Raw genomic sequence first — 14,700 nt, 5'->3', positions numbered from 1 at the left:
AAATACACAACAATACTCTCCCTGTGTATAAACAAAACAATACATATACAAAACTCTCTAATTATATATACCATCTCCCGTATATATAAAGGTAAAAGTTAGGTAGACATAAGAGCCCTTGAGAAAGGGCTCTTTTCCTTTAATAATCACTATTATTTTATCGATTAAAAAGCCTTTATTTCTTGACAGAGTATGTAATATTTGTTAAACTAATCAAGTATCAAGCAAAGCTTGATGAACATAGGGGTATAGCTCAATTGGTAGAGTAGCGGTCTCCAAAACCGTTGGTTGTGGGTTCAAGTCCTACTGCCCCTGCCAAATTTTGGATGGCGGTCTTCGGACCGCATGTCCATAAAATTACTCAAAAAATATTAAAAAATGCTTGCGTAGCTGCAATCATTATGTTAATATAAGTGAGTACCTTGTACATGACTCAGTAGCTCAGCTGGATAGAGCGTTTGACTACGAATCAAAAGGCCAGGGGTTCGAATCCCTTCTGGGTCACCAAATTAAAGCATCACAGTAATGTGGTGCTTTTTTATTTTTTTTTTTATATGTATATAAAGGACTCTACATATTTATGTAGGGTCCTTTTATGAGCTAATGATCTTTATTTAATTAACTAAGTTTTATTATTTCGCATGTGGCTGATCTGATTCAGCTACTACGTTAACGACAATTTCTTGATCTGCAGAAATAAGATTCATAATGATGGGGATTGGCTGTTCGATGGCTTCAGCTATACTTTTAATTTGTCGCATTGCAACAGGATAAGGTGTTGTTCCATCGCTTTGAAATAATTCTTCCAATTGGTTGATTTCTGCTTGACTTAGATTCGATTTGTTTGCGAATTCTTCGATCGTCATATTATGTTGTTCGCGATAGCTTTTAATGATTTCACCGATATACATAATCGCCTCCACTTGAATTATATTAATACATTTTTATTTTATGTGAAAGTTTGATAAAACTCAAGTTAGATTAAAATGATACTTCATATTATTGATACATAATGGTTTTATATTATAAGATGAACATACAATGATACTGATATATATGGAAATGAAAAGAGGTTTGCTATGATGACGAATAGAAAACAACTTTTAATTGTTTATATATGTTTAGCATTAGGGGCTTGGAGTGCTAGCGCGGGCGTCAGTTTTAGTCAATCAAACGGCGATGCGAATCGAATGAGTCGAGATAATACGACAGTACAGCATAGGTCTGAAAAAACTGTTGACGATTCTGACCAAGGCAGTCCTGTTATTGCATCGTATTACAAGGATGGCAAAAAAAAGAAGAAAAAGAGCACTGCTGCTGAAGAGCCTAAGCTTTCAGAGAAACAAAAAGCAACTAAAGAATTAAATGAACATTTTTGGGTAGAAGAAGCGGGAAAACATCCGTTACCGTATGAGGTTGTAGAAGGAAAAGCGGTCAGTGAAGAAGAATTAGCCCATTGGTGGAAGGTTTTTAATGATCCTGTATTGGATCAATTAATTGATTTGACACTCAAAAATAATCGGCAGTTAGAGGTAGCTCGTTCTCGAGTTAGACAAGGGCGGTTACAGTTGGGAATTGCTGAAGCACAACGATTACCTTGGCTAGATGCTTCCGGTTCATGGTCGGCTAATAGAGGGCAAGGCGAATGGGATTCGGACCAAGAAGCGATAAATAATTTGCCTATACCTGATAAGATGACGAGAAATGTAGAAACCGGTAAATTGGGAATTGATGCGCGATGGGAAATTGATATATTCGGGAGACAAAAAGCAAAATCACGTGCTGCATCAAATTCGTTACAAGCATCACAGGCGGATTTATATTCCACCTGGGTATCATTGAGCGCGGAAACAGCATTACAGTATATGTCGTTAAGAACTTTACAGGAGCAATTGCGCATAACGGAAGAGGATGTGAAGCGTCAGCAGGAAGCGTTGGAACTGATTAAGATAAATTATCAGTCTGGTATTATCAACGAATTACCTGTACAACAGGCTACATATGCATTATCTCAGACTCAAGCGGAGATTCCTTCATTAAAGAAAAATATAGCTTCCACAATGTCTGCTCTTTCTATATTGACAGGAACAGTTCCAGGCGAGATTGACGGGTTATTGATGGAAAATACTTCATTACCTACGGTGGATCCACACATGTTTATTGGCATACCGGCGGAAGCTTTACGACAACGGCCCGATATTCAGGCGGCGGAACGACGTATTGCGGCACAACAACAGAAAACCAAGGCTGCAAAGTCTGACCTTAAGCCTAGATTTTCATTAAATGGCAGTATAGGCTTGGAGTCGTTTTCATCGGGAGGTCTTATTTCAGCTATTGGTAAAATGATAGGAATAGGACCATCTATCACTATGCCTATTTTCAATGCCGGTGCTATTCGTAAGAATATAAAAGTACAAACGGAAAAGGAACAGGAATACTTGGCACTTTACGAAGAGACTGTTTTGAAAGCTGTAGGGGAGGTCCGAAATGCGGTGACGGATGCATCTCAGGATCATATTAAGTCTGAGGAATTGAAATCTGCTGTAGAATCTGCACAGCAAGCAGAATCTTTGGCGCAAACCAATTTTGACTCCGGTCTTAGCGATTACTTAAGTGTTCTTGATGCACGAAGAAATGTATTGTCTGCAAGGCGGCAATATATCATGAGTCGGGGGCAAGAGTTTGCTGATACCGTTCGTTTATTCAAATCCTTAGGCGGTGGTTGGGAAGCCATGGACATGGATCAGGAGGCAGAGGCGGATTCGCATGCTAAGAAATAGTGTGAGAAACGGGGAATGATTATGAAAGAGAAACTTGATGTCCTTAAACGTTGGATGGCGAATAATAAAAAAAAGTGCGTAGGTATAATGATTGCTTTTCTAATAATTTTGGGTGGCGTAGGATATTATGCTTATAATCAATACGAAGCGTACATGGCCTCTCATCACATCGTGTTGCAAGGTAATGTGAATCTGCGGGAAGTGAATGTTGCATTTCGGGGAAGTGATCGGATTGCCAGCCTGTTAGTGGATGAAGGTGCGGTCGTGAGCCAAGGACAGATTTTGGGGTATTTACATTCTGATGAATTGAATCTTGCTGTACAGCAGGCTAAGGCTACCATTGCGGCACAGGAAGCTATAGTGGCCAAGTTGCAAGCAGGTAGTAGACCAGAAGAAATCGCTCAAGCATCGGCACGAGTTACATCTGCAGAAGCTGCATTAGCTCAATCGAAACAAGAAGCAGAGAAGTTACAAAAATCATATAATGCTTCAAATGGTAAGGCCGTCAGTCGACAGTCTGTAGATGATATACAGGCGAAGGTGAAAGTATCGGAAGCCAAATTAAATGAGGCTCAGCAAGCATACAATTTAGCTGTCGCAGGGCCAAGACAGGAAGATATAGCACAGGCCCAAGCACAATTGGATTCGATGAAAAGTGAATTGGCTCGTCAGGAGTTTTTGTTAAACCAAACTGTATTAACGGCTCCTATAGATGGTGTTATAACGGCCCGATTATTACAGGTCGGTGATATGGCTTCACCGAGTACACCTGTATTTAAGTTGGCTGAGAATACCAAAAAGTGGGTTCGTGTATATGTGAACGAACGAGATTTAGGGAAAATTTATAATGGTATGGCAGCAAATGTAACAACGGATACATATAAGAACGAACCGATTCACGGCACAATCGGATATATTTCCTCCGTAGCGGAATTTACCCCTAAATCGGTAGAAACGGAAGATGTGCGTACTACCCTTGTGTATGAAGTGCGGGTATATGTGGATGACCCAAATAATCGCCTTCGTTTAGGAATGCCTGCCACTGTTTCCATTGATATATAGAGGTGTGCGGTGAATGATGTATATGCAATCAAAGCGTCACAATTATATAAAGAATTTCCTATTGTTGGAGCTGCTCCTAAAATAGCATTGGACTATCTGGATTTTAAAATTCGGAAAGGTTGTTTAACGGCATTAGTGGGACCGGATGGTGCGGGAAAAACAACGCTTATCCGGTTGATAGCCGGTTTGTTGGACTCCACGTCCGGCTCTTTAGATGTCCTTGGAATGAATGTGAAAGTATATTCGCAGGAAGTTCAAGATAAACTCAGTTATATGCCTCAGAAGTTTGGGCTTTATGAGGAATTATCCGTCAGTGAAAACATGAATCTCTATGCAGATTTACATGGTATCCCTTTGGGGGAGAGAACGGAACGGTTCGAAAAATTACTGCATATGACGGGGCTAGCAAAATTTACGAAGCGTCCTGCCGGTAAATTATCGGGTGGTATGAAGCAAAAACTCAGCCTGGCTTGTACACTTGTACGATCTCCAGAGTTATTATTGCTTGATGAGCCTACCGTAGGGGTCGATCCATTTTCAAGGCGAGAGTTATGGGAGATTTTAGAGTCGTTAGTACGTACAGATGGAATCAGCGTACTTGTTAGTACTGCATACTTAGATGAGGCGGAGCGTTGTAAAGATGTTTTCGTCCTTAATAAAGGGCGGTTTTTAGCAACTGGGACACCGAATGAATTGACTCAAATGTCTGAGGGGCGATGCTTTCAGGTAAAAATTCCGAAGTCATTGAGCATGCGAAATGTACAGGCCGCATTGATGGATGATAGAAAATGTGTGGCGGATGCAGTTCCGGAGGCCGGTGCCGTGAGGTACATAAAAACAAAAGAAATGCTTTCGATTCCATGGCTTAATGAGTACGGTATGGAGGAACAACCAGTTCAGAGCCGTTTGGAAGATACCTTTATGATGCTGTTAAAAGAGGATGAGTTTACTTCGAAACAGGGGACTTCCCTTTTAGATGCTATCGATATGGATTTGGATGAAAGTGCGATAGAGAAAGAACGAAAGCGTTTGTTGTCCCCAAATGAAATGGTTGAGCGTCCAGTAGAAATTTCTGTATCTCATTTGGTGAGAACATTCGGTGATTTTACGGCGGTAGCTAATACATCATTTACGGTGCAGCGCGGAGAAGTATTCGGATTGCTTGGACCAAACGGAGCCGGCAAGACGACGACATTTCGTATGTTGTGTGGCTTATTACCTGTAACGAGCGGTGATTTACGTGTAGCTGGTGTTGATGTCGTTAAATCTCGTACGGCGGCAAGAAGCAATTTTGGCTATGTAGCGCAAAAGTTTTCTTTGTACGGCAATTTGTCCGTTATGGAAAATCTAGAATTTTTTGCTGGTGTGTATGGTTTGTACGGTCAAAAAAAGGATAATCGAATAGAAGCTGTTATTAAGGAGTTTCATCTGAACGATGTGAGAGATATGATAGCCGGTGATTTGCCCGGTGGTTATAAACAGCGCTTGTCCATGGCAGCTGCGCTAATGCATGAGCCTAAAATTCTTTTCTTGGATGAGCCCACAAGTGGTATTGATCCTCTTACACGGCGTAATTTCTGGAGACAGATTACTTCTTTATCAAATCGAGGAACAACGATTATTATTACGACTCATTTTATGGATGAATCGGAATATTGTGACCGTATTATGATTCAGGATGCAGGGAAACTCGTTGTGCTAGGAACACATGATGAGGTTAGACGGACTGCTGGCGACGAGACTTGTACTATGGATGAAGCGTTTATCTCCGTCATACTGGAAAAACGGGAACAGGAGGAGGACGTATGAACGGATTTATAAGACGGTTTTCCTCATTGGTATATAAGGAAAACTTACAAGTATTGCGCGACCCCAGCACTATTTTGTTGGGGGTTGTGCTACCGATACTACTTATTATCCTCATCGGTTCAGGGGTTACTTTGGATGTTAAACACGTGCCGATAGCAGTGGTTATGGAACGTCAAGATTCGATGACCCAAAGTGTGTATGACTCCTTATACGGCTCTGAGTACTTTCAACCTATAGCGGTTCGCGATAGAAAGACGGCGGAACTATTGCTAGAAAAACGAAAGGTAGATGCTATACTGGTGATTCCACAGGATTTTTCGTCTCAAGTTATGCGCGGACAAGGAAAGGTACAGGGAATCTACTACGGTGTCGATACTTCGGTAGCGATGAGCATAGAAAGTTATGTAAACTCAGCTATTAATTTATGGGCCGTTAAGAATATTCCGTTTATGTTACGTGGTGGATATATAACAATGAACCATCGTATGTGGTTTAATGAGGCAAATACGAGTACCTGGTTTTTGATTCCCGGGCTCATCATGATTATCATGACGATTGTATCCGTTTTTCTTACGGCTGTCGTTATGGCTAGAGAATGGGAACGTGGTACTTTCGAGGCTTTATTTGTTACACCAGTTAAGCCTATTGAAATTATTTTGGCTAAGGTAGTGCCTTATTATGTATTGGCCATGTTGGGGCTGTTGTTTTGCCTCGGTGTTTCGTATTTCTTTTATGAAGTACCTATGCGTGGTTCCTTATGGATCATCTGCATCGTGTCCACATTGTATTTGATTGTTTCCTTAAATATGGGACTACTTATATCTGCGTTTACGAAGAAACAGTTCTTAGCTTGTCAAATGGCGTTACTTACCAGTTTTTTACCGGCGTTGATATTGACGGGGTTTTTATTTGATCCACATTCACAACCTGTGGTGATTCAATATATTTCACGGCTTTTACCTCCTACATATTTTTTAGAATTACTAAAATCATTGTTTCTCGGTGGAAATAACTGGTATTTGATCATTAAAAATAGCGTTGTATTATCTGGGTTTGCTATTTGCTTTACAATATTGACGATTTATATTACGCGGAAGAAGGTGGAATAATGAATTGGCGCCTGTACTGGAACCAAATTGTTGCTATCATATGGAAAGAGCTATTAGCCACCTTCAAAGATCCGAAAACTCGTATAATCTTACTGTTACCGGTTCTTATTCAAGGGTTCCTTTTCGGTTATGCCGCAACCTATAATCTCAACAAGGTTCCCTATGTATTGATTGATGAAAGTCATACGCAGACCGCAGCTGCATTAGAATCGACTATTAATTCATCCGGTGTTTTTGAACTGTATCAATCTGTGAACTCTCCGGATATAATCGCACCATTAATAGACTCCAACAAGGTTATTATGGCGGTTATCATACCTCAGGATTTTGAAGAAAACTTAAAGCATAAACAACCTACATCTATTACTGTTATTGTAAATGGAACGAATACAATGACTTCAGGTCTTGCCGCAGCCTATATGGGGCAAATCATTTCTCAATTCAATCAGACTTGGTTAGGTGTTGAGTATAAGGGAATCACGATTGAATCTCGTACCTGGTACAATGAAAATCAGCAGTCTTCCTGGACTTTCTTGACAGGTCTCGTTATATTGATCAGTATGACACAAGTTATCATGCTGGGGGGCTTATCTGTGGCGAGAGAACGAGAGCAGGGGACCTTTGATCAATTATTGGTGACGCCCGTATCATCTATGCAAATTTTGATTGCAAAGTCTATACCACCCATGATAATAGGACTGTTTCAAAGTACTGTATTGTTATTAATAGCCATGTTTTGGTTTAAAGTTCCATTTCGGGGCAATATATTTCTTGTGTATGCCGTGTTGTTTACGTTTATAAGTAGTAGTATTGGATTGGGATTATCTATTTCGGCTATTGCAAAAAATATGCAGCAAGTTCTCGTATATGTTTTTGTCTTTCTTTTTCCACTAGCCTTATTGTCCGGATTAATCACACCTGTACATAATATGCCGAAAATATTGCAATATCTTACATATGGAAATCCTATGCGGTTTTCTGTTGAGGCAATGCGCAGAATTTATCTAGAAGGTGCAGGATTGACGGATATTTGGTTTAACTTTATTCCTATGATTATATTAACTATTGTTACTATGTCAATGGCGGGGTGGTTGTTTAGAAATCGTGTGGGATAAGTTTGTTTTTTAGCTAGTTGAATTATTAATTTCTGTTATAACAATACGGCAGAACTATATAGCTTTTTTTTATTAATAAATATGCTTTTGCCGTATTGACGAAATGAATTTAGACTGTTAGAATAAAAGCATAGAAAACATCATATTTGGGAATAGGTGCTGAAAAGCATAATAGAGAAGCTGGTTAAATGCCAGCACGGTCCCGCCACTGTATGGTCGAGCGAGTCTAAATTAAGTCACTGGGAAACTGGGAAGGCTAGATGAGCGATGAAGCCGAGTCAGGAGAACTGCCTATTCAACATTCACCATTTGACCTACGAGAGATAGGGAGGAGAAGTTAATAGCTCCTTTTTACGTATCCGTAAAAAGGATTTTTTAGTTCTATAGGATCTAAATTGTATTATATTTAATTTAGATTTTAGTTCTATACGACCTAATTGTCGTGCTATGGTCATGGTGGATTTACCTTCTTGGTATTACCAGCATGACGTATGTTATGACTGTTAATATATTTTATGGTAAATGTAGGGCATGCATTTATTCATCATCATCCTAAAAAAGAGGCTGACCCAGGGTTCTAGTAGTTCGGATTCTGGGTCAGTCTCTTTTTATTTTGCAAATATTAATTATCAGTAAGAACTTTTAGATTGAGACCTGTAGCGTTAAGGTTTAGATGAGGCGTTAAGCGTTAATATATATACAATTGTAGAGTTAAGAGTCTTTAGATTTAGAATTTGTTTTAGGTTTACGTAAATTGTAAGGTTTAGATAATTATTTTCCTTGGAATATATTTTTCGATGTATGAATTTTATGTCATTTATAAAAAAATGATTGACGATGAATTACATACATGATATTATTATTTCAGTTGAGACGCGGGAGTGGCGGAATTGGCAGACGCACCAGACTTAGGATCTGGCGCCTTACGGCGTGGGGGTTCAAGTCCCTTCTCCCGCACCAACTTTATTGCACCTATAGAGGTGTATTTTTTTTGCCTAAATTAAGTATTAACGTGGATATTTATATCGATAAACACATACAATCTGATAGCAAGATAGGTACAGATTTAACTACTACGTTATATGTTATAATATATTAGTTAGAACTATTTAATTAATACAATCATAGTAATACTATATGGTGCAGTATGGATAATACATTAACAAAACTGCTTTCACAGAACCCATCCTTTGTGGATGGGCTAAACGCATTTCAGCGAAAGGGGAAGTCAGTCATATATGGTCTTAGCGGATCTCAAAAGAGTTTCCTCTTAAGTCAATCTTTTTCTGCAGGTCTTACAAAACCTGTAGTCATCGTAGTCCATGATAAGGACCATAAGGAGATGTGGGAACGGGACTTAGCTTTTTTCATGCCTAATGCACCAGTCTTATCATTTCCTACAACAGATCATGTAGACTTTACGACTGTGGCTCGCAGTCTTGAAGTCCAAGGTGCGCAGATGCGAGCATTAGCACTGTTGGCGTGGCAAGAGCCGGCAGTAGTCATTGCCAATGCTGAAGAGGTTACACAGTATGTTGTATCGCCTCATTACTTAAAGGGGCAATCGTTGCATTTTGCTTTAAATGATGCAATTGAACGTGATGTAGCCCTTGAACAGCTCGTAACAATTGGATATGAACGCGTAGACCAGGTGGAACAACGTGGTCATTTTGCTGTGCGTGGAGATATTTTGGATATTTATCCTGTAAATAGTGATCATCCGATTCGTATTGAATTCTTTGGCGATGAGATCGATACATTGCGTTTCTTCTCCGTTGAGAATCAACGTTCCATTGAGCAAATTGAATCCTACACGGTGACGCCTTTCTTTCTTGGTAAAAGTGATGCGGACAGTACTTTATTATCTTATGTGAAAGAGGGCACTCTAATTTATGATGAGCCTGGGCGTATTCAAGAGGCGTTAAAGAAATTCTTAAAAGAAGATCCTACACATCGGAAAAATCATTGTGATTGGAATGAACTACAACGTACTGTAGATGCTAGGAATCAAGTGGCTTTTACATTTATGCAACAACGCTCTATCGGTCTCACTGGATTTAACCCTATCGGTATTCAAGGGAAGACGATGACGAGTTTTGAGCGTCAAATTCCACTATTAACAGATGAAATTAAGCAATGGCATCGTTTACATCATCAAGTGGTGATAGTACTAAATAATCAGCAACGACGAGAAGGTATTGAGCGTGCCCTTGAAGGGGAGCATATTGTATTTACTCATAGTGATACATGGATTGCTAAGCCTAATACCGTTATTATTTTAAATGGGTTATTAACAGATGGCTTTGAATTGCCTAATAGCCATCTTGTGGTTGTGGTAGAAGGCAATATTTACGGACAGCAAAAGCGCAAGCTTCGGAATAAGCCTAAAAAGGGCCAAGAAATCAATTATTTCACGGATTTAACCCCTGGTGACTATGTTGTACATAGTATGCACGGTATCGGTAAGTATATTGGTCTTAAAACGATAGAAACGGAAGGCATCCATCGGGACTATATTGAAATCGCTTATGCTGGAACGGATAAATTGTTCTTACCTGCAAATAATTTAGATCAGTTACAAAAATACATCGGCAATGAAGGTGATGTGCCTCGTATTCATAAGATGGGTGGCCGTGACTGGGCTAAAGTTGTTACAAAGGCAAAAAAATCCATTGATGATTTGGCAGATAAGCTCGTTGAGATATATGCACAACGAGAAATCACAGAAGGCTTTGCATTCTTGCCGGATCAACCATGGCAGCAAGAGTTTGAAGATGCGTTCCCATATGAGGAGACGGAAGACCAGTTACAGGCTACGGCGGAAATTAAAGAATCTATGGAACGACCTGTTCCTATGGATCGCCTGCTCGCTGGTGATGTAGGATTTGGTAAAACGGAAGTGGCTATGCGCGCCATTTTCAAGGCCGTTATGAGCGGAAAACAAGTGGCAGTACTTGTACCAACTACGGTTTTAGCACAGCAACATTTCCAAACTTTTTTGAATCGCTTTGCTCCATTTGGGGTAAAAGTAGATGTGCTTAATCGATTCCGAACTACATCAGAGAAAAAACAAATTCTTAAAGGCGTAGAGGATGGATCTATTGATATTCTCATTGGAACCCATTCATTACTTAACAAAAAGGTGGTATTCAAAGACTTAGGAATGCTTGTTGTAGACGAGGAGCAACGTTTTGGGGTAGCACAAAAAGAAAAGTGGAAAGAGTGGGCTAGCAATATCGATGTACTCACCTTGAGTGCTACACCGATTCCGCGGACTTTACATATGTCCCTTGTTGGCGTTCGAGAAATGTCTGTTATCAATACTCCGCCAGAGGAGCGATTGCCTGTTCAAACCTATGTGGTGGAATACGATATGAATCTCATAGCAGATGCTATCAAACGAGAACTTGCAAGAGGTGGACAGGTCTATTTCGTATATAACCGTGTCGCATCTATTAATCATATGGGAGAACTATTAGAATCTGCATTGCCTGGTTTGCGTTATGCTGTTGCTCATGGACAGATGACAGGCCGTCAAATTGAGGAGATTATGACCGATTTCTATGAAGGTCATTATGATGTGCTCTTGTCTACAAGTATCATTGAAACCGGCTTAGATATTCCTAATGCCAATACTATCATCATTTATGATGCAGACCGTTTAGGTTTATCTCAGCTATACCAAATGCGAGGGCGTGTAGGCCGTTCTCGTAGACGTGCTTATGCATACTTTATGTATCGGCCAGATAAAATACTTTCAGAGGCAGCTGAAAAGCGTTTGAAAGCCATAGAGGAGTTCACTGAGCTCGGCGCAGGATTTAAGTTAGCCATGCGAGATTTAGAGATTCGCGGTGCCGGTAATCTATTAGGTTCACAGCAACATGGTAATATCGCATCTGTCGGCTTTGGCATGTACGTGAGTATGTTAGAAGAGGCGATTGCAAAGGCTCAAAATAAAGAAGTTGAGCGAGATGTATCCATTGATCCAGCTATCGACTTAGAGGTAGATGCGTTTATTGATGATGCGTATATCAAAGATAGTGCTCGTAAGATTTCTGTATACCAACGATTGTTACATATTAAATCTAAAGAGCAACTCGACGATATGACGGATGAGCTCATTGATCGCTTTGGTACACCAACCGATCCAGTAGACCGTTTGTTGCGCATTGCTCAAATTAAGGAGCAAGCACGTCTACTGGGCATTAAGAGTGTCGTCCGTAGAGATAAGCAACTCACTATCCATTGGCATGACGATTCTAAAATGGCCGATTGGGATATGGGGGCTGTACCAGAAGATTTATGGAAAAAAATGAAGTTTATGGATACCAAACCAGCCACATTATATGTGAGCCTTAATGGTATGAAAGGTTCTATTTTGACCATTACGGAAGCGGTGATAAAGGCTCTTAGCCACAAGTCACCGACTAAGGAGGGCCTATGAATCGATTTTTAAAGGGTGCCATGATTTTAACCTTAGCCGGTATTATCGTGAAGGTCATCGGTGCGTTTAGTAAAGTTCTTATCGCACGGATTTTAGGTGGTGAAGGGATTGGCCTATATATGATGGCCTATCCAATCTATCAAATTATCGTTAGTATTTCTGCTGCAGGTATTCCTGTAGCCATATCTATTATGATTGCGGAAAAACTTGCTAATGATGATATGCGAGGCGTACAACAAGTATTTTCTGTATCTTTGAGGGTACTCGCTATATTAGGGCTAGTATTTAGTTTGGCCTTATATGGTAGTGCACAATGGCTCGTAGATAATCAAATCATCACTGATCCACGCGCTTTAATTGCTATTCAATTATTATCTCCAGCTATTTTTGTAGTGACTATCCTAAGCTGTTTTAGAGGGTATTTCCAAGGTTTCCAGTATATGGTGCCTACTGGTACAAGTCAAGTATTTGAACAGATCTTTCGCGTGTCATCTATGGTAGGTTTAGCATACTACTTTATTGATCGTGGACTCCATTTGGCGGCAGGTGGTGCGACCTTTGCTACATTCCCAGGCGTATTGGCAGGGTTACTGGTATTAATTTATTTTTACTACCGACAACGCAATGTTCGAGAGAAGATGCTTTCACAACAGAATCCTAATGCTATTTGTGAAAGTAATGGCACCGTAGTTAAACGCTTGTTTAGCCTTGCTATACCTGTTTCTATGGCGAATATTATGCTTCCTATGGTATCGCTCATTGATACATTTATCGTCCCAAAACGATTGATGGATATTGGATACTATCTCAATGAAGCAACCACACAATTTGGCTATTTAACGGGTATGGCAACATCTCTGATTGGGTTGCCAATTATTCTAACTACGTCCTTAGCCGCTAGTCTTGTACCAGCCGTATCTGAGGCACATACTCAAGGTGATGTACATCGCATCGTGAAACGGGCGGAAACGGCGATTAAAATTGCTAATATGTTTACGATTCCAGCCTGCATTGGACTTTGTGTACTAGCTACGCCAATATCACAACTAATATATGCAACACCCCACGCAGGGCCTGTTATTGCTGTTATTAGCTTGAGTATTGTGTTCCTCGGTTGGCAGCAGGTTACTGCAGGTGTTTTACAAGGATTAGGAAGGACAGTAATTCCTATGGTGTCGATTTTTATAGGCTTATTAGTGAAGACATTCTTAGATTATGAGTTGACAGGCAGTGTTGAGTTGGGCATTAATGGTGCAGCTTGGGCGACGAATTTAAACTTTGCTATTGCAGCGCTTATTAACTATATTTTTGTAAAAAGATATGTAGGTTCGGTACTGAACACATTAGAGTTATTAAAAATAATAGTATCTGCCATGGCCATGGGCGGTGCTACACAAGTCATCTATGTGAGCACTGTTGATTTATTAGACAATGGTGGCGCTGTGGCTGCAGCAATTGTAGTGGCTATTTTTGTATATGGTTTATCGTTATGGCTTACTAAAGCTGTCGTAAAAGATGATATTTACCATTTCCCAATCATAGGCAAGCGCTTACAAGCTCGACGCAATAGGGAGGAAGCAAAGCTATATGAAGAACAATATTGATATTCAACCTTTAGTCGATGTAGTGAAAACTTTGCGTGCACCAAATGGCTGTCCTTGGGATCAAAAGCAAACGCATGAATCTTTACGCCGCTATTTTATAGAAGAGACTTACGAGGTAGTAGATGCCATTGATAATAAAGATATGCCAAATCTTCGTGAAGAGTTAGGTGATGTATTATTGCAAGTTGTCTTTCACAGTCAATTAGCAGAGGAGGCTGGTCATTTTACACTTCAAGATGTAATTAATGATGTTGCTGAAAAAATGATTCGTCGTCATCCTCGTGTTTTTAATCCTGAAAAAGATGAAAAGTCATACACTTGGGATGAATTAAAGGCACAAGAAAAGAAAAATATTCAAAATTCTGTATTGGATGGTGTATCGAAAAGTTTGCCTGCTTTAGTGGCGGCTTATAAGCTCCAAGAAATGGCCGCGAAGCTAGGTTTTGACTGGGATGAGCTTGATCCTGTTTGGGCTAAAGTTTCCGAAGAAATGGAGGAATTTAAGGAGGCTATTGATCAAAATGATAGAGAAAATATGGAAAAAGAAGCAGGAGATGTGCTTTTTTCCTTGATTAATCTATTCAGATGGTATAAAATAAGCGGTGAAAATGCACTAAATCGCACAAACACAAAGTTCCGACAGCGTTTTTTACATGTAGAAGCTTGTGTTAACCAAAGCGATCGCTCATGGGAAGACTTTTCATTAGCTGAGCTGGATGCTTTTTGGGAGGAGGCTAAAGTGCAGGAAAAGTAACCTAGAGGTTTATACACTTCTAA

Annotated in this window: 9 protein-coding genes, 3 tRNA genes, 1 pseudogene and 1 riboswitch; of the genes and pseudogenes, 12 read left to right on the top strand and 1 reads right to left on the bottom strand. The window is 40.0% G+C overall.

Translation table 11 applies throughout. The annotated features are described in order from the left end of the window. Positions 1–242 precede the first annotated feature (242 nt). Positions 243–318: transfer RNA gene (locus VPAR_RS06915), tRNA-Trp, on the top strand. Between the two features lie 112 nt (positions 319–430). Further along, positions 431–507: transfer RNA gene (locus VPAR_RS06910), tRNA-Arg, on the top strand. Between the two features lie 125 nt (positions 508–632). Here VPAR_RS06910 and VPAR_RS06905 read toward each other — a convergent pair. Beyond that, a complete protein-coding gene (locus VPAR_RS06905; RefSeq protein ID WP_012864691.1) occupies positions 633–911 on the bottom strand; it encodes a helix-turn-helix domain-containing protein in 279 nt (92 codons plus the stop codon). A gap of 168 nt (positions 912–1,079) precedes the next feature. Here VPAR_RS06905 and VPAR_RS06900 point away from each other — a divergent pair, with 168 nt between their 5' ends. From VPAR_RS06900 to mazG, 10 genes and pseudogenes are all read left to right on the top strand, one after another. Continuing rightward, complete coding sequence (locus tag VPAR_RS06900) at positions 1,080–2,780, top strand: efflux transporter outer membrane subunit (RefSeq protein WP_012864690.1); 1,701 nt, start codon at positions 1,080–1,082, stop codon at positions 2,778–2,780. 21 nt (positions 2,781–2,801) lie between these two features. Further along, a complete protein-coding gene (locus VPAR_RS06895; RefSeq protein WP_042466920.1) occupies positions 2,802–3,842 on the top strand; it encodes an HlyD family secretion protein in 1,041 nt (346 codons plus the stop codon). A 9-nt stretch (positions 3,843–3,851) separates the two neighbouring features. Continuing rightward, positions 3,852–4,439 (top strand): annotated as a pseudogene (locus tag VPAR_RS09765) (ABC transporter ATP-binding protein); the annotation flags it as partial. Positions 4,440–4,544: 105 nt separating this feature from the next. Beyond that, positions 4,545–5,651, top strand: a complete 1,107-nt coding sequence (locus VPAR_RS06890; RefSeq protein WP_424164122.1) for an ABC transporter ATP-binding protein — start codon at positions 4,545–4,547, stop codon at positions 5,649–5,651. Beyond that, complete coding sequence (locus VPAR_RS06885) at positions 5,648–6,760, top strand: ABC transporter permease (protein WP_012864687.1); 1,113 nt, start codon at positions 5,648–5,650, stop codon at positions 6,758–6,760. Before VPAR_RS06890 ends, VPAR_RS06885 begins: the two co-directional genes overlap by 4 nt. Continuing rightward, a complete protein-coding gene (locus tag VPAR_RS06880; RefSeq protein ID WP_012864686.1) occupies positions 6,760–7,875 on the top strand; it encodes an ABC transporter permease in 1,116 nt (371 codons plus the stop codon). The genes VPAR_RS06885 and VPAR_RS06880 overlap by 1 nt, the downstream gene beginning before the upstream one ends. 137 nt (positions 7,876–8,012) lie before the next feature. Then, positions 8,013–8,184, top strand: a riboswitch (cobalamin riboswitch). Between the two features lie 566 nt (positions 8,185–8,750). After that, positions 8,751–8,835: transfer RNA gene (locus VPAR_RS06875), tRNA-Leu, on the top strand. A 187-nt stretch (positions 8,836–9,022) separates the two neighbouring features. Further along, the gene (mfd, locus tag VPAR_RS06870; RefSeq protein WP_012864685.1) at positions 9,023–12,319 is read left to right on the top strand and encodes a transcription-repair coupling factor; all 3,297 of its coding nucleotides are present in this window, start codon (positions 9,023–9,025) and stop codon (positions 12,317–12,319) included. After that, the gene (locus VPAR_RS06865; protein WP_012864684.1) at positions 12,316–13,923 is read left to right on the top strand and encodes a putative polysaccharide biosynthesis protein; all 1,608 of its coding nucleotides are present in this window, start codon (positions 12,316–12,318) and stop codon (positions 13,921–13,923) included. The genes mfd and VPAR_RS06865 overlap by 4 nt, the downstream gene beginning before the upstream one ends. Continuing rightward, positions 13,907–14,677, top strand: a complete 771-nt coding sequence (gene mazG / locus VPAR_RS06860; protein WP_012864683.1) for a nucleoside triphosphate pyrophosphohydrolase — start codon at positions 13,907–13,909, stop codon at positions 14,675–14,677. The genes VPAR_RS06865 and mazG overlap by 17 nt, the downstream gene beginning before the upstream one ends. Positions 14,678–14,700: the final 23 nt, after the last annotated feature.

Origin of the sequence: Veillonella parvula DSM 2008, from assembly GCF_000024945.1 — a bacterium.
GTDB classification, from domain to species: Bacteria; Bacillota; Negativicutes; order Veillonellales; family Veillonellaceae; genus Veillonella; species Veillonella parvula.
This window is presented reverse-complemented; position numbering and strand designations above follow the sequence as displayed.